12 protein-coding genes are annotated in these 15,551 nt (G+C 38.5%); 5 read left to right on the top strand and 7 right to left on the bottom strand.

The features are described from left to right. Positions 1–66 precede the first annotated feature (66 nt). The 5 genes from moaC (at position 67) to modB (ending at position 3,384) form a co-directional block, all read left to right on the top strand. Positions 67–612, top strand: coding sequence for a cyclic pyranopterin monophosphate synthase MoaC (gene moaC, locus B3Q63_RS02815; RefSeq protein WP_296173513.1), 546 nt, complete (start codon positions 67–69; stop codon positions 610–612). A 60-nt stretch (positions 613–672) separates the two neighbouring features. Beyond that, complete coding sequence (locus B3Q63_RS02810) at positions 673–963, top strand: MoaD/ThiS family protein (protein WP_055125092.1); 291 nt, start codon at positions 673–675, stop codon at positions 961–963. Positions 964–1,098: 135 nt separating this feature from the next. Further along, positions 1,099–1,590 (top strand): molybdenum cofactor biosynthesis protein MoaE, encoded by a 492-nt coding sequence (locus tag B3Q63_RS02805; protein WP_201628832.1) that lies wholly within the window; start codon positions 1,099–1,101, stop codon positions 1,588–1,590. Positions 1,591–1,697: 107 nt separating this feature from the next. Continuing rightward, positions 1,698–2,546, top strand: a complete 849-nt coding sequence (gene modA, locus B3Q63_RS02800) for a molybdate ABC transporter substrate-binding protein (RefSeq protein WP_296173511.1) — start codon at positions 1,698–1,700, stop codon at positions 2,544–2,546. A gap of 136 nt (positions 2,547–2,682) precedes the next feature. Continuing rightward, positions 2,683–3,384, top strand: coding sequence for a molybdate ABC transporter permease subunit (gene modB, locus B3Q63_RS02795; RefSeq protein WP_296173508.1), 702 nt, complete (start codon positions 2,683–2,685; stop codon positions 3,382–3,384). A 58-nt stretch (positions 3,385–3,442) separates the two neighbouring features. Here the strand turns inward: modB and B3Q63_RS02790 are convergent, their stop codons facing one another. The 7 genes from B3Q63_RS02790 to B3Q63_RS02760 all read right to left on the bottom strand — a co-directional run bounded on the left by B3Q63_RS02790 (position 3,443) and on the right by B3Q63_RS02760 (position 15,517). Next, entirely contained in the window at positions 3,443–4,465 is a 1,023-nt protein-coding gene (locus tag B3Q63_RS02790) for a D-cysteine desulfhydrase family protein (protein ID WP_296173505.1), read from the bottom strand. 1,073 nt (positions 4,466–5,538) lie between these two features. After that, complete coding sequence (locus tag B3Q63_RS02785) at positions 5,539–8,238, bottom strand: DEAD/DEAH box helicase (protein WP_296173503.1); 2,700 nt, start codon at positions 8,236–8,238, stop codon at positions 5,539–5,541. A gap of 3 nt (positions 8,239–8,241) precedes the next feature. Continuing rightward, entirely contained in the window at positions 8,242–9,945 is a 1,704-nt protein-coding gene (locus B3Q63_RS02780) for a site-specific DNA-methyltransferase (protein ID WP_296173501.1), read from the bottom strand. Between the two features lie 199 nt (positions 9,946–10,144). Then, positions 10,145–10,561 (bottom strand): hypothetical protein, encoded by a 417-nt coding sequence (locus tag B3Q63_RS02775; protein WP_296173500.1) that lies wholly within the window; start codon positions 10,559–10,561, stop codon positions 10,145–10,147. Next, entirely contained in the window at positions 10,554–12,644 is a 2,091-nt protein-coding gene (locus B3Q63_RS02770; RefSeq protein ID WP_296173498.1) for a hypothetical protein, read from the bottom strand. The genes B3Q63_RS02775 and B3Q63_RS02770 overlap by 8 nt, the downstream gene beginning before the upstream one ends. After that, complete coding sequence (locus tag B3Q63_RS02765; RefSeq protein ID WP_296173495.1) at positions 12,637–14,220, bottom strand: site-specific integrase; 1,584 nt, start codon at positions 14,218–14,220, stop codon at positions 12,637–12,639. Before B3Q63_RS02765 ends, B3Q63_RS02770 begins: the two co-directional genes overlap by 8 nt. A gap of 1 nt (position 14,221) precedes the next feature. Continuing rightward, positions 14,222–15,517, bottom strand: coding sequence for a tyrosine-type recombinase/integrase (locus tag B3Q63_RS02760; RefSeq protein ID WP_296173493.1), 1,296 nt, complete (start codon positions 15,515–15,517; stop codon positions 14,222–14,224). Positions 15,518–15,551 lie beyond the last annotated feature (34 nt).

Raw genomic sequence — 15,551 nt, 5'->3', positions numbered from 1 at the left:
TTTATTTAAAGGTTTAGTTAAAGAAAGCAACTTTAAGAAAAACTGGCCATTTAAGAGAAATAAAGAATGAATAGCGACAGTCAAAAAAACAGTAATCAAGCAACCAAGCAGCCAAGCAAGCAAGCAAGCAAGCAATCTGGCTTATCTCATCTAGACAGCGACGGTGATATCACCATGGTCGATGTAAGTGGCAAAACGGCGAGCACCAGAGAAGCACATGCAAGCGGACAAGTGGTTTTTCCTGCAGACATTTATACGCAAATCAAAGCCGCGGACGGTATGACCAAAAAAGGCAGCATCACCCAAACTGCTCATATCGCTGGCATTATGGCTGCCAAACGCACCCATGACCTGATTCCACTTTGCCATCCTTTGCCTTTAGATAAAATCAGCTTAAGCTTTGCATACGATGATGCAAAGCATAGCATTGCCGTGACTGCCACGGTTAAAGTTACTCATAAAACTGGGGTGGAAATGGAAGCATTAACCGCTGTTAGCGTCGCCTGCTTAACCATTTATGATATGACCAAAGCCATCTCGCATGACATTGTGATTGATAATATCCATCTCATGAAAAAAACCGGCGGTAAGTCCGACTATCAACATGCTTAAATTGGCTTTATGAATACCATCTACAAAAAGCTTAGTAATGAATAAATAATGGAGATTTCTATGAGCACTTTAGTAGAAAGCAATACAAATTCAGAGATAGATGCCTTGATGAATATTAACGTCTTATATTTTGCCAGCTTAGCCGATGAAGCCAATTGCCATGAAGAAAAAATCAAGGTGCCACAGTCAACATCATTGACCGAATTGTATGAGCAGCTGCGCCAAAAGCATCGCTTTAGTCGCCCGCAGTCGGAGCTACGCGTGGCGGTAAATGATTACTTTGCTAAGTGGACCGATGAGATTTATGACGGCGATAGCGTGGTTTTTATCACCCCAGTGGCTGGTGGTTAATTTAAAATAGCTTTTTATTAACCTACTCACTTATCCTTCTTTATCAATCTACTTTTTATGAGCGCCGTGACTTTACGCGATGCTTCAAAGTTAAAAATCTCGTTATACAATATTGTTAAATAATAGGCAGAAAAAATGACAGACAATGTACATGGGCAGTCGATGAGCATCAAGCGTAGCATCGATGAAGCGTATCTCATCGCTGAACGTGATGGTTTTGCGCTGTTAGATACCGATATTGATGAAAGTCGGCTTAAAAGCACCCTTGATGATGACAGCTGCGGCGCGTTTGTATGCTTTGAGGGCCGCGTTCGCAATCATAATAATGCCAGTAGCGTCAATCGTTTGACCTATTATGGTTATGAAGACCTCGCCATCAATCAAGGTCGCGCCATTATTAAAGAAGCCAAAAAGCGCTTTGAGATTACCCATGCGATTGCCATCCATCGTATCGGCGCGTTAGAGATTGGTGATGTCGCCGTTTGGGTTGGCGTCGTCTCAGCGCATCGCTACCCTGCTTTTGATGCTTGCCGCTGGATATTGGATACCATCAAAGCCGATATTCCAGTTTGGAAGCAAGAATACTACCAAGATGACTCTTCAAAATGGCTTAGCAATAACGGTTAAAAATGCGCTTCAAATAACTGCTCAAGGCGATAGCTAACCTTTAGCAATAACAATGAGCAATAACAATGAGCAATAATGGCGAGCAATAACAGGAAGGTTCCATAATAATGACTAAAATAATAACCATAACCTCAGCTTGCTTAGCATTAATGCTAACTGCTTGTAGCAAAGAGCAAACCACTCAGCCTATCCAATCAGATGCCGACAACACCACTGAGCAGAATCAAACGCTGCGTATCGCTGCTTCTGCCAACTTATCTGATGTATTGCCTGAGATTATCGCCGGCTATAAAACGGATAAAAACTTGCCTGCGCAAGAGATTGAGGTGACTTACGCCTCTTCAGGTAAGTTATATGCGCAAATTATTTCTGGCGCACCGTACGATATATTTTTATCTGCCAATCAAGAATTTCCTGCCAAACTTGCCAAAGAAAAACTAGATAATTTAAAGTCTGCTGACATAACAACTTATCCGCCGTTTACCTATACCCAAGGTCAACTGGCACTGTATAGCACGACTAAATCTCTACAAGGACTCAACCCTACTACCTTAAACGAATTATTAATGAATGAGTCTGACAGCAAAATCACCATTGCCAATCCAGAACTCGCCCCTTATGGGAAGTCAGCACAAGCGTATCTACAAGCGCAAAATATCTTTGAAACGCTCACTGAGCAAAATCGTATTATACAAGCTGAAAATATCGGGCAAGCGTTTCAATATGCGCATACTGGCAATGTCGATTATGGCTTTGTCGCCCAATCACAACTGACGGCGATTAAAGCCACGCCTGAGCAGTTTTATACGTTAGCGCCAGAGTCTTATCCAGCTATTTTGCAAGATGGAATAGTGCTTAGTGATGCTACTGCCGCGACAGATTTTTCCAACTATCTGCGCGCGCCTGCTGGACAGCAGTATTTTTCTAAAGCCGGCTATCTTGTGGTTGACCGATAAGGCTTTGTGGATTGACGAATTGATTAATAAATTAAATACATGCGTTTATTGATACACTTGTAAATAAAGTGATTAAGTAGACGGTTAGGATAAATGAAACGGTTAGCATGGACTAAGCCAGTTGATAAGTGACGCTATGATTGCTCAATCTCTGATAGTAGACATGCTAAGCCCCGTTTGGGTAAGTATCAAGCTTGCTGCTATCACCACCTTATGCTTACTGCTGTTCGCTACTCCTGTGGCCTATTGGCTTGCCAAACCCAGCCGTGGGCAAACGGTATCTCGTCTTAAAGTTCTACTGATGGGCATCATTGCCATGCCGCTGGTCTTACCGCCTACCGTAATTGGTTTTTATTTATTATTACTGCTAAGCCCCAGCGTTGGTATTGGTAAATGGCTTATCGAGCATAATATCAGCCCCTTGGTTTTTACCTTTGAAGGACTGGTTATTGGCTCTATTATATACTCCTTACCCTTCTATATTCAGCCCGTTTACGCCCAGTTTTTACGCATTCCAGCAAGCGTCATGGAAGTCGCGTATTTATTAGAACCCAGCCGTCTTAGACGCTTTATAAGGGTCGCCCTACCACAGGCGCGTATTGGAATTATTTTGGGCAGTTTAATCAGCTTTGCTCATACGATTGGCGAGTTTGGCGTGGTGCTTATGATAGGCGGCAGTATCTCAGGTGAGACCAAGGTTGTCTCTATCGCTATCTACGAGCAAGTAGAAGCGCTAAATTATGAGGCGGCACACATGATGTCGGGGATTCTTATCATTATGGGTATTATTATGGTGGCGCTGATTGCTAGTGTCAGCCGGCTCAATCAACGCCCATAACCATTTAATTAATCAATTAACTCAACTCATCAATTAATAACAAATCAAACTTCTCATGTCAAAAATTAAACTTCTGCATTACTGGTTTTTTCGCCAAATCCAACTCGGTTGCATAAGCAAATAAAGCTGGCGCACCGCCAGTATGCCAAAATAAAACACTATCGGTTTCTTTGATTTTCCCCGTACGAATCATATCTATGAGCCCGCCCATCGCGCGACCGGTATAAACAGGATCTACCAATATTCCCTCCGTTTGGGCAGTCATGGCAATCGCTTCATTTTCTAATGCGCCCCCCACGCCATAACCTTCACCAACATAATCTGAGTTAAGAATCAAATCTGACGCGGTAAATTCACAATCCGCACCGATTAATTTTGCCGTGCTATTGGCAAGCGCCAGTGTATATTGATCGAAAGAGACTTTATCGGTTTCGCCTTTATCAATATTGATGCCTACGATTTGATAAGGTGAGTTAAAGATTTTGTTGCCAAGCATCAAGCCCGCCTGCGTGCCGCCAGAGCTCGACGCAAACAGGATATGCGTCAAGGAGATACCCATGCTTTGACGCTGCGATTCTAACTCTTTAAACGCTTCTACAAAAGCTAACGCCCCTTGCTCACTTGAGCCACCGTACGGCACCACGTAGACGTTTTTGTCTTGGTTGGTTAATTGCTCAACGATGCGAGGAATATCTTCGCCTTTGCGATTGGCGCCTGCCCAGTGGATATGACAACCGAATAGCTTATCTAGCAACAGATTGCCACTTGCCAGCGCCGGCTCTTCGCCGCCCAAGACTAAATGGCATTCCAGCCCTAAGCTTGCCGCCGCCGCTGCTGTCTGACGACAATGGTTTGACTGTATCGCGCCTGCGGTGATAATCGTATCAGCACCTTTGGCAAGCGCATCACCAAGGATAAATTCAAGCTTGCGGGTTTTGTTGCCACCCAATGCCAGTCCCGTATTGTCATCTCTTTTCATATAAATTTTGGGACCACCCAAGGCGTTACTTAATCGTTTCAGCTCAATTAGCGGGGTTGGGAAGAAACCTAACGGCTCTCTAGGTAGGTGGTTATAGTCCATATTTTATTTTATCCCTATTATATTATTTATCTAAAATTTGCATATTGGCACAGCCATAAAAGCAGAGTGAGCTGTGCTGTCTGCTACCTTAAAGCCAGTATAAAACTTAACATGGAAAACAGGCGATATTTCTTATCCGATTAATCATCAACAATGAATAGGATAAACAAAATAATTAGTGGGCTTTTAATGAAAAGTACATAAAAAATCATCAGACACAAAAAAACCTCAAGCAAACTAATACTTGAGGTTGAAACTTTTGTATTAAAACTAAGTTTTAAATATGGCGCAGCGGACGGGACTCGAACCCGCGACCCCCGGCGTGACAGGCTAGAGCCAACAAACTATATTAAATAACCTTAATGTATATTAACATGCAAGTCCTTATGAATAAAGGCTCTATCATAAAATAATGCAATGACCTTTAGCGCATTTTTAAGTCATTTACTAAGTATAAATTACTAATTTTGGTCACACGAAATGTATTATTTATAATACATTATTAATTATTTAATGCATTATAAATAATACATTAAATAATTTTAGAGCTTGCAGCTATCCTGTCAATTTTTAATAAAATCTATTGTTGATCATAGTTATTGGTCTATCATATAAAGCGATAAATCCCACTAAGTAGCTTAGTAAGATAGGGCAAGAATACTGTTATAAGAAACCAAAGTGTTACTAAAGGGCTACTTCACATCTCAACTCATCGTTCCTATTATCACTAGATTAGACCTCAAGCATTTTTTATTGCCATGATTTTCGTATGTTATGCCAATAGGAATGAACTGTCAGGGACATAATCTGAATACTGTCTGTTTGTTAAAAACGATAATTACATAGATTCTATGATGGTGTCATTGTCACAATATCTTTTTATTATATAAGTTAGAATGGTAATGAATACATAAATATTAAAAACGTTAATTAAATATAGATAAATCCTTTAAAATCAAAGAACTATATAAGAAATTAATTTTTTAATCAACATTAATAAATATAATAGTTTATTAAGACATAAAACACCATCTTTTAAAGCTCTTAATCAACATTTATAGTTGAAAATACATTTATCCAATCGCCTGATTAATTTGCTCTTCCAAACTACGGCCCATACTATCCTGTGCTTTTGCCATTAGAAATATTCGCTTACCGTTACTATCTTTAGCCCATTGTTTACCAATATCATTTTTGATACGAGCATCGTCAGCAGTATCTATATGACCGCCTTTATATTCAAGTACGAAAATAGAACCATCGATAAGCTCAGCAACAAAGTCAGGATAAAAGTAGTCTTTTTGAGTTGGCAACCAAAATGATGAATGTTGCTGTTTAGGAATATTTCTTACCCAGTGTTTAACTTTTGGATGAAAGTCTAAAAGCTGAGCGCATTTAAACTCTTCTGCAACCTTTCCTGAATTAGTCTTCTCTTTTAAATCATCTATTTGCCCATAAAAGTGTTTCTCGAACTTAAAACTACCTCTGTATGGCCTTCTTACAGGGTAAATCCCTGCTTTAAACTCAAAAGAGTTGTATGGAGTAATAGTTTCGCTTACCTTAAGATGCTCAAACAAGTCTGATTGAAAAGCCTTTTTTCTCGCTAAACTGAAAAGCCTATTAATCTCATCATTTACAGCTTGCGCTAACTGAAACTGCGCACGATGTAAACTGGTCAGACTATATTTTTTCTCATTAATAAGGTATGACAATAGCTTAACAAGATAGGCTCTAAGTTGTATTTGAGTTAATCCTGATCTTCTAGTCCTTCTATCTAACCAATTAATCAAATCATCCTCAGTAATTGGAGTTGGCATATCCTCGAAATGAAGCTGCTTTGTATGCAAACGCTTGTAACTAAGAGACTTCTGTTCCGTATTTATATCGATTTCGAAGCTAGTAGCGGTTTCTTTAATAATAAACTGCTCTAAGCTCACGGGAAAATCAAGTAAATCCCACTCTACACTATCTTCAATGGTTTCCTTATCGGCAAGTTGCCAATCTCCTTCTAGCAACAAACCTAATTGCAAAATGGGTGCAAATGTAGCGTTCCAATTCTCAGGGGCTAATGCTGACTGTCTTTGTGCTCTAGCTTCTTCAAAAGAAGATTGTATGCTCTCTTGCTGTTTAGGAGACGCTTGGTTTAGCGCTATATCTTGTATCTGATCAAAAACCTCATCACTCGTACCCTTCATTATCACTAATGACGAGCCTTGGCTAGTCTCATACTTCTTAACCGATGATTGCAGCTCTAACCCTAAGTCTTCCGTCTTTAAATCAAACGGTAAAGGTATTGAAACCTCAGGCTCTTTAGGCTTAGTTGCACTCCCTCCTGCTTCCCCTAAAATTAATTCAGTTTGAGCTTTTGGAACAAGAGCTGCATCTGCTTCCCACTTATTAAAGCCCATATTTTCTACCATGCGATCTTTTAGATGGGTAGTGGCTTCGGTTGTATCATTTGATATAACATGTGCATAAGCTCTATTTAGCTCTGATTGCGCACGTTCTTTAGCGTAAGGCATTCTTAATACCCGCCCTAATAGCTGCTCTACATCAGTAGCCGATTTGACATTCTGTAAACTCGCTAAAATATAAGCGAACGAACAATCCCACCCTTCCTTCAATGCCTCTACAGTGATAACAACTCTTATAGGACAGGACTCACTAAATAGATTTATATCTTCAAGCTCTTTGGTCTGACCCGTTGAGATAGCTATCCAGTCCTCTGTGATATTACATTCAGACAATAAGTAGTCTTTAACAGAATCAACGTTTGCCACCCCATTTTTATCTTGAGCTTGAATCAATAAAATTGGTCGAATGTATTCATGCTCTTTTTGAGCCAGTATTTCTAAGTTCGCACGATGAATGAGTGAGTCGCGAATACAGGACTGCCAATCTTCATTAGAATGCTCAGTTAAAACAATAGGTAATTTGATCATATTTTCTGCTTTAAGTTCAGCAGCAGACACAGAGTACAGCACATTATTATCTTTAGGTGTAGCGGTAAACTCTACTAAGCAACTAGGGTTAAGACGCTTTAGCGTAGGAAAAAAGCTTTTACCACCTCGATTCTTATGCGCCTCATCAACAATAATGATGGGTCTATATATATTGAAAAAATTAACTAAGGAATGCTTAACTCTACCTATATCTTTTGTAGTCAAAAACGGTTGATGCTGCAAGGTATCTTCCGTAACTTTATCTAGTTTAGATACCTGATCAGCTGATAAATCTCTAAAAAACTCACTTAAATTTTCGTCGAAGGCATAAGCATTACGCTGATAAGTTTTATCCTTATCAATATTGAAAGCCTGTATAGTAGTCACTACGATTACACACGAACCTTCAATATCATGCTTGTTCAGGGTCTGTAGTGCTTCGATATCACATACTTTTAATCGGTCACCATATTGACCTTGCAAGGCTTTTCGATAGGGATGATAAGGATTAGATAATGCTGATAGGGTTTGAGTCCTGATCATATCAGTAGGTACAAGCCATAACACAATAGGTGTATCAGTATTAGCATATTGTTCAGCAGCAATAGGAATGCTATGAGCCGCCATCAGCGTCTTACCACCACCTGTAGGAACACGTAAGCATACACTTGGTACACCTTCAAGTCGGTCGTTATAACTAACAGCCTCTAAGCTATTTTCAGCAATACATTCCTCAAAAGCAGATTTAGCTCCGAATGAAGAAGCTATTACAAAAAACCTGTTCAAAGCCTCTAGCGATTTCTTTTGATAATTTTTTAATTTTAAACTCATTTTCTAATCCTTATTCGCTTGAGTACCATAAAGAGCATACGGAATTTGCTTAAACTCGATATTTAATGCTTCTAAGCTTGAATCACCAATACGTGTGGCTTCCCCAATAATGATACGTTTCCCATCGTATGCGTAGTTCTCATCAAGATATTTAAGAACTTTATGAGTCAGTAAGTTACCTCCACGCGGACGTGTATCGCCTAGTACACCGTTATATAATAGATAATAAGCGACTTCGTTATGTACCCCTAAGAATGGTGTATCATGCTTATTAGACTGTAAAGGAGTCTTTGTCTCTAACCACCATACATAACTTGCAAGGTCATTAAACTTAACATCCGAATTCAGAAAGCCTAGTTCATTGAACACAGGTGATCCAAGAGTGAAATAGTTAAAACCACCACCACCATTCCAATCTACATCATCCGAAATACCTGTATTATCACCATTAATGACTAACTGTAATCTAGGTAATACATGTGTTACTGCCTGTTCTCCCATTTCGACACCGATATACCTCCTTCTCATTTTATGAGCTACAGCAGCTGTAGTACCTGAGCCTAGGAAAGAGTCCATGACTAAATCATTTTCGTCAGTACAGAGGTCTAATACTCTTTTAATTAGAGCCTCTGGTTTTTTGCCTTTAGGAAACCTTACTCCACCTTCTTTAGTTAGGTTATTTAATGGAAAACCTTCCCAATACGTTCCGAGTTTAGATTGTCTAACTATCCTACGACCCTTCTTAAATGCAATATCTCTTAGCCATGCTAATTGATCACAGTTTTGACCCTTATAATAAACAGTTGTCAGTTTATTTTTATTCTTGCCTGATTTAGGAGTATATTCGATGCTAAAAAACTCGCCTTCATCGACTGCTTCTAGAACCCTCTGACGAATCGAACTTTGAGCGTTAGTATCTCTAAAAATATTCTCGTAATGCTTTAAATACACTTCTTTCTCGGTTAATTCGTCGCGCTTAGCTATTGTTGAAATAGAGGTTAGAATTGTATTCTCATGTTTATAAATTTTAATTTCCTCACCCGCACCGTCTTTAATACTCTTAAAGTAAGTCTTTTGCCCAAAGTCTTCCACTACTCTAGTATATTTCCAACTCTTTCCTTTATCTTTCATATCTTCAATATATTCAAATAAATCTTCTTCTTCCTTTACATCGTTGAATTTAGAAAAGTTCTTTAGGTTTTTACAGTAGATTAAGAGGTATTCAATATTTTTCTTAAGTTTTTTGTCTTCACCTCCACCTGATGCACCAGCACTTTCTTTCATTTTCAAGCTAACTTGGTTGATAAAATTAGACCTACCAAATATCTCATCACATATTACTTTCATATAGTGAATTTGATGATCGCTTAAAATAATGAAGAATAAACCATCATTTCTTAAAAAATCTCTTAACAGCTGAACTCTTGGAAACATTATTGAGAGCCATTGGGCATGCTCTAATTTATCATCATAGTGTTCAATCGCTTGCTCTGTATTATAAGGCGGGTCAATAAATATACATTTGACTTGACCACCATATAGAGGTAGCAAAGCCTTAAGTGCTTGTAAGTTATCTCCTCGAACAATCAAATTTTCTTGAGTTTGATCGTAATCACCATAAGATTTTTCAAACTTAAGTAAATGGTATGGTACTTGATCAGCAGTTTCTTCCGCCTGATTGCGGTTCACCCAGTCTAATAACGGCATGATTATTCCAATTTGGTTAAATGTTTAATTTTTTATAAGTAAAATTTTGAGCTAAGGTAATTCTTTAAGTCTATTTGATGCCTTAATCAAGTGCTTAGAGTCTCATATTTGCCCATACAGGCTCTTTAAAGCATAATCAGCACATAACTCACACCTCTACTCTTTAATTCTAATACAGGGCGATATAGAAGCGTATTAACTATCTTCTATTTACTTGGGGCAAAGGTTTATCTAATTGCTGATTAAGCAAATTCATATCCACTTTCGGCATCATATAAGCATTATGCTGCCATCTCACAAACTGTTCTAGTAACTTCTCATGCTGACTTTCAAGTCGCTTTACTTTAGCTTCTAGCATAGCAATCTGTTTTTTGGCAAACTCAAGAGTAATATCTGGTGCATCGCTATTTTTAGCTTCTTTCAAGCTTTCTTTTCGCTCTCTAAAAGCCTCAACTAGCACCTTGTATGACATTAGGGTATGCCGACTAATCGTATCCTCACCTAATACTTTAGCAAGCTGCTGAGCATATCTATCCCATGTTAACTTACCACTCCAATTATCTAGTTCGTGCAACGCAACTTTGAGAGTTTTCTCTGTGATAATTTGTTTAGGCATTTTCAATTCCTAATAGTGATTTAAGTGTGGATTCTTCAACGTAATCTTCGCTATTGGCTGTAACCTGTAAGTCATTCTGTGCTAGCGCACGTTTGATTGGACTAGGATCATGATCTGGCGGAATCCACAAAATAGCCCCTTCAGCTGTGTCCTCTGACTCAAGCAATAAACGCTGCGTCCGAATATGTGCCAACTTCCAACTAAGATGAGTTACCCATCTGTTAGCACCAAAATGCCCACTAATTTCATCACGTTCTGCTTTTTTGAACTGAGACTCTACTTGGTCTTCTAGTCTAATAATGCTTTCTAAAGTTTTGGGCATCCCCTTGATACAAACATGCTCTTTACACGTCATGCATTCGCCACCTTTGGTACAGGGTGACATAGCATAATCGTGAGTACACATTCCATACTCCGTAACATCAGCGATACCAATACGGTTTAAACCTAAGTCTGTATAGCTTACTGGTAAATTAAGTTTTATAGCTTGAAGCGCCGTCGGACGTTCATTAAACTCTATGACACTTCTAACTTGTTGCTCTCGCTCTTCGCTAGTTCGAAGATCATAATGACGGTTGTCGTTTATCCTTGCTCGTCCTGCCCATCGCGCTAACTGCCATGCATCCATACCTCCACGCTCAGCGTTAGTGGATAGCCAAACACGAATTTGATGTGAAGTTAGACGAATCTCAGATCCATCTTCGTCTTTATAACCCATTCTTTGAAAAAGTGTTTTAGGCGGATTCCCAAGTTTGTCTCGGATAGCTAGTTGAGCATTTAATTCGTTAACCGTAGGCAGACGCCATGAGAAAGCTCTGACAGCAAACTGATTATGGAACTCGCGATCACGTATAAGGACTAGAGACTCCCATATTGGACGTTCAATTGACTGTAAATTTGGCCAACTTGAGTTTCTGTATTCTTCTAATGTGTATTTAGCTAGCGCTGTATATGTAGGGCTTCCACTAGACCTTAAACTTTCTATCCATTTAGTCTTTCTTTGACCGATATAGTCCCAAGCTTCATCAGAGTGTAGATCTATATTCTTATACAACAACCCTTCTGTAGTAGCTCTTGAGAAGTTCATTGCACATGAAAATTCATATGCATTTAACTTTCTATTCTCAGAAAAATCATTTGAAGTACAGCAGTCTTCGTGACGCAAGAAGGTATTATGATTTTCGTAGGCAAATCTAGCAGCATCTCGTGCAGGCTGCCCAATCTCAATTAGCCTTCTATGAGCCTCTAAAACAGTTTCTTCAAGGTCTTTAGGAACCCACTTGATTGTATGACCGAAGCCCTTTTTAGCATACCATCTGACACCTAACGCTCCATTTTCGCCTCGGTGAATACAATCAACCGTTAATTCCGAAAGTTCGCCACCTCTTCCAGGTGCAAACATTAGCAGTGCTACAATACTAGACCAATACTTGTCTTCTTGATTATCAGCTTTTGCAAAACTATCTGCCAAAGCTAACATTTGATGCATACTTGGACAACGTGTATCCTGCCATTCTATAGATTCTTTGTCAGTTCTTTCGGCTTTTGCGCCTACTTTAGGCCAAGGATTTACCCATGCCTGTAGTGTAGGTACAAACCTCTTATCCCGAATGAAATCAAGCAGAATTTGAATTTGGTAACCTACTTTATTTCTGCGGTCATCATTAGTTATCCGAAGCGTAGTTAGTTCATTCACCTTACTAAGGACTAAACCGTCAACTTTTAATATATCGGCATCATCATGAACCTCAAACAAAGCATCATGAATTAGGCGTAAAGCGACCATCTTATTAGTAACACTTGAAACAGCTTTGATGCTTTGGTTGTAACGAATATAAGATTTTGCGAAAGATAGGAAAGGTTCTTCTAAAGGATCAAAGTTAGCAGGATTCGAAACTTCACGATATTTTGAAAAGGTCATTGCTATTGAACGCCCTTTTTGTTCGTGTTTCCAGTTATTACTCTGCCAACCGCCCTGATCATCATAGAGCGTCAATTTATCACGACAATCGACAATAAAACTCTCTAAGTTCCTTTTAGCTGTTAGCTCGTCTTTAGGTTGAAAATGAATAACATTAGACATTTACTATTCTCTCCTCTGACTTGATAGCTTCACACATAAGAACGACTTGTTGTACAGCAAGTAGTAACCTGTCTGTTGATTGAATAACGTTTTGTGAAATACCTAGCTCCTCTTGTTTTTTTCTTTCTGCTAAGACTTCCGTGAGAACATTAGTATGAGGAGCTTCTAACCAAGGTTGAAAATTTATGCAGGTATAGCATGCTCTATACCCAGATGCACAAAAGGAATGCGTTCCACAATTACCCACGTTTTCAGAAGCTCTATTCTTAACCCTGCTATTAGGGTCGTTTGCCCTAATAGCATCTCTTTCAGAAGAAATTAGTTTTCCCGCAAATGCCTGCGCTAGCGGCGCTAATATTGGAGCCATCACTTCATCAATCTGTTGGGCAGTTTCTTCGGTGTTTTCTACATAAATACCAATATTTTGAGTATCCGAGTGATCTAATGCCGCCGCTAAAGCAACACCTGTTATTCCTCTACGTGTAAGATTAGTACCTTTTGTATATCTGAACCTATAAGCCGTAAAATTAATAAAATCCCCAGTTCTCTCAGAATAAGCGGTATTTTTAATAGATACTCCTTTAAGCAAGGAGATGGCATTGCTTCTTGTCATATGTAGATAGTCAGGCAAATCATTTAACTTTTTAACTAAATCTTTTTCATCTACTATCTCAATTAGCCTAGATTCTTCTAAAAAAATGGGAATCTCACACTGTATTTTTGGATGCAGAGTAATCCCTAAATTTTTTTCAATTAGCTTTATTGATTCATTACGTTTGTTATTCAAAATAAGGTATAAATCTTCGTTGATTGTGAAAGGTGTAAACTGTTCTCTAAAACCAAATCCACGTTGCTTAGCCCTAGGGCAGTTAATAATATAATCGTGCCCATGACTATCCTCACGGTAAATAATGTCTTTTGACCTCAAAGAGCGAATTTGAACAGTTCGACGACCAGTGAATGCTAGTACCATGAAGAAAGAATACTCTGTGAGGTTCAGTAATTTTGTATTGAATGCATTTGACGCCCAATCAATTAAGGATCCTAACTCATTATGAGTTAACGGCCCAGAATGTGGACATGCTCCTTTAACCGCCTTACCTTTTGCAAAGCCTTTAAGTTTTAATTCATCTAAGTAATTCATTACTACTTTATTAATACCTGCAAAGCGCCACTCATACCAAGATAGTAGGAACCCTTTTAAAGCGCCTAACTTGTGCTCATCAACTGAATCAAGTGAAGCTCTATAATTAGACAAAGCCTCTACTGTTATCCTGTCATCAGTATTGGCTTTCATAAAGAGATTAAAGTTATTAAACATATTGAAGGTATGCATTGCTGAAAGCTCTTCTGCATATCGACACAAAGCTTCCTTAAAGCTATGTTTTAACTCTCTATTCATAGGTGTGAGACGTTTGAAATATATAACAGTGGAGCCATCTAAACGCCACTCATCATTATCAAAATCAAAAGTATATCCGCCTTTACTAATATGTCGTATAGGAACTTTTAATTCTGTTGTTTCAAAATCATCATGGGCTTCTGAATCACCATTATTTTTTAATAAGCCATTCATGCTATGCATCCTTGTGTATAAATTCAGACCAATGCTCTATATCTTCACGCATAACTCGATCTGCTTCTTCCCTTATATGTCTTAAATTATATCCCTCAGCAGTACTCTCAGAACTCCATCCATTAAGATCCTTTCTAATTTGCATCTCTTTTTTTTCGTTTATTGAATCTATGCTTGAGTTTCCTTTTGCTGCTGCATTTATCGCATCTATACGCTTTGAAAGGTTATAATTAAAATTATGTCGAAACCCGTGTCTTGTTATTTCTTCAAGTAAATCTGGGCTAACTGCTATTGCAGGCTTAAGAATACGATTAACAAACGTACTATTAGATATTGGTTTACCATAATAGTTACCACGTTTATGAGTGACAAAGATATAAGGGTGTCCTTTAGCTTTATCTGTAGCAGCACGATTTTCCATAATGTAGCTTTTTAATCGTTCAACGAGAGTTGCACTAACAGGGATTCTACGTTCTCTCGTTTTAGCTACTGGCTGCATTTTTCTAGGGTCTTCAACGGCATCATGACGTCTCACAACTGAAATAGCATTATCATAGAAATCTATGTCATCAATTTGCAACGCTAAGATTTCACCTGCTCTCATACCTGTATTATTCATGACTTCAAATATAATTGCATTGCGTAACTTGACGTCTATACCTTTAAAAGGGTTATCAGGTGAATCTTCTTTCACTATCTCTAATATTCTAGAAAAGGCTTCAGGTGGTGCAGACTTTGAATTAGGGTCAGCAGCAAGACCTTTTCCTTTGTTACCCTTGGGCTTATTAGATAATAGGGAATTATTCATGTTAGTAATTGAAGTTGACACACTCTCATTTACTAGTTTGTTTTTTAGTAAGACTCGGACTATAAAGTCTAAGTAGGAAGCTATATGTGACATTCTATTTGAAGCATGGTTACTAGAAACACTTTGAATAGGCATAAAGTTCGCAGTTGAGGCTGACGGAAACTTTACTACGTTGCTTTTTGACCTTTTTAACCAATTCCTCAAGCTTCTACTATCTAGCATACAGTGATCACGAATAGAGTAGACATCCTCATTACTTAAGAACTTAGACTCTACAAACTCTTCTATAAGGTTTCTATTGTTTATCTCTTCCCATAGTTTAAGGTGTATCAAATGCCCAAGAGTATTGATAATTGCGGATTGTGTTTGAGAAGGTCTTAGCTTCTCTGTCACATATAATGTAACCCAATAGTCAGGAGTACCATCTGAATCCATTAGCATTGGATATCTTTCCCCATTACTAAATATTAAGTTCTTAATCTGAGCCATGTGACAAACCTTTTAATCAACACTTAATCATGTA

Origin of the sequence: Psychrobacter sp. UBA2769 (genome assembly GCF_002352555.1) — a bacterium.
Lineage (GTDB): Bacteria > Pseudomonadota > Gammaproteobacteria > Pseudomonadales > Moraxellaceae > Psychrobacter > Psychrobacter maritimus.
The sequence above is the reverse complement of the archived record's forward strand: the minus strand, read 5'-3'. Positions and strand labels throughout refer to the sequence as shown.

Excerpts from the sequence above, each read along its gene's own strand:
- moaC (WP_296173513.1), top strand. The coding sequence starts at position 67 with ATGAATAGCGACAGTCAAAAAAACAGTAATCAAGCAACCAAGCAGCCA.
- B3Q63_RS02810 (WP_055125092.1), top strand. The coding sequence starts at position 673 with ATGAGCACTTTAGTAGAAAGCAATACAAATTCAGAGATAGATGCCTTG.
- B3Q63_RS02805 (WP_201628832.1), top strand. The coding sequence starts at position 1,099 with ATGACAGACAATGTACATGGGCAGTCGATGAGCATCAAGCGTAGCATC.
- modA (WP_296173511.1), top strand. The coding sequence starts at position 1,698 with ATGACTAAAATAATAACCATAACCTCAGCTTGCTTAGCATTAATGCTA.
- modB (WP_296173508.1), top strand. The coding sequence starts at position 2,683 with ATGATTGCTCAATCTCTGATAGTAGACATGCTAAGCCCCGTTTGGGTA.
- B3Q63_RS02790 (WP_296173505.1), bottom strand. The coding sequence starts at position 4,465 with ATGGACTATAACCACCTACCTAGAGAGCCGTTAGGTTTCTTCCCAACC.
- B3Q63_RS02785 (WP_296173503.1), bottom strand. The coding sequence starts at position 8,238 with ATGAGTTTAAAATTAAAAAATTATCAAAAGAAATCGCTAGAGGCTTTG.
- B3Q63_RS02780 (WP_296173501.1), bottom strand. The coding sequence starts at position 9,945 with ATGCCGTTATTAGACTGGGTGAACCGCAATCAGGCGGAAGAAACTGCT.
- B3Q63_RS02775 (WP_296173500.1), bottom strand. The coding sequence starts at position 10,561 with ATGCCTAAACAAATTATCACAGAGAAAACTCTCAAAGTTGCGTTGCAC.
- B3Q63_RS02770 (WP_296173498.1), bottom strand. The coding sequence starts at position 12,644 with ATGTCTAATGTTATTCATTTTCAACCTAAAGACGAGCTAACAGCTAAA.
- B3Q63_RS02765 (WP_296173495.1), bottom strand. The coding sequence starts at position 14,220 with ATGAATGGCTTATTAAAAAATAATGGTGATTCAGAAGCCCATGATGAT.
- B3Q63_RS02760 (WP_296173493.1), bottom strand. The coding sequence starts at position 15,517 with ATGGCTCAGATTAAGAACTTAATATTTAGTAATGGGGAAAGATATCCA.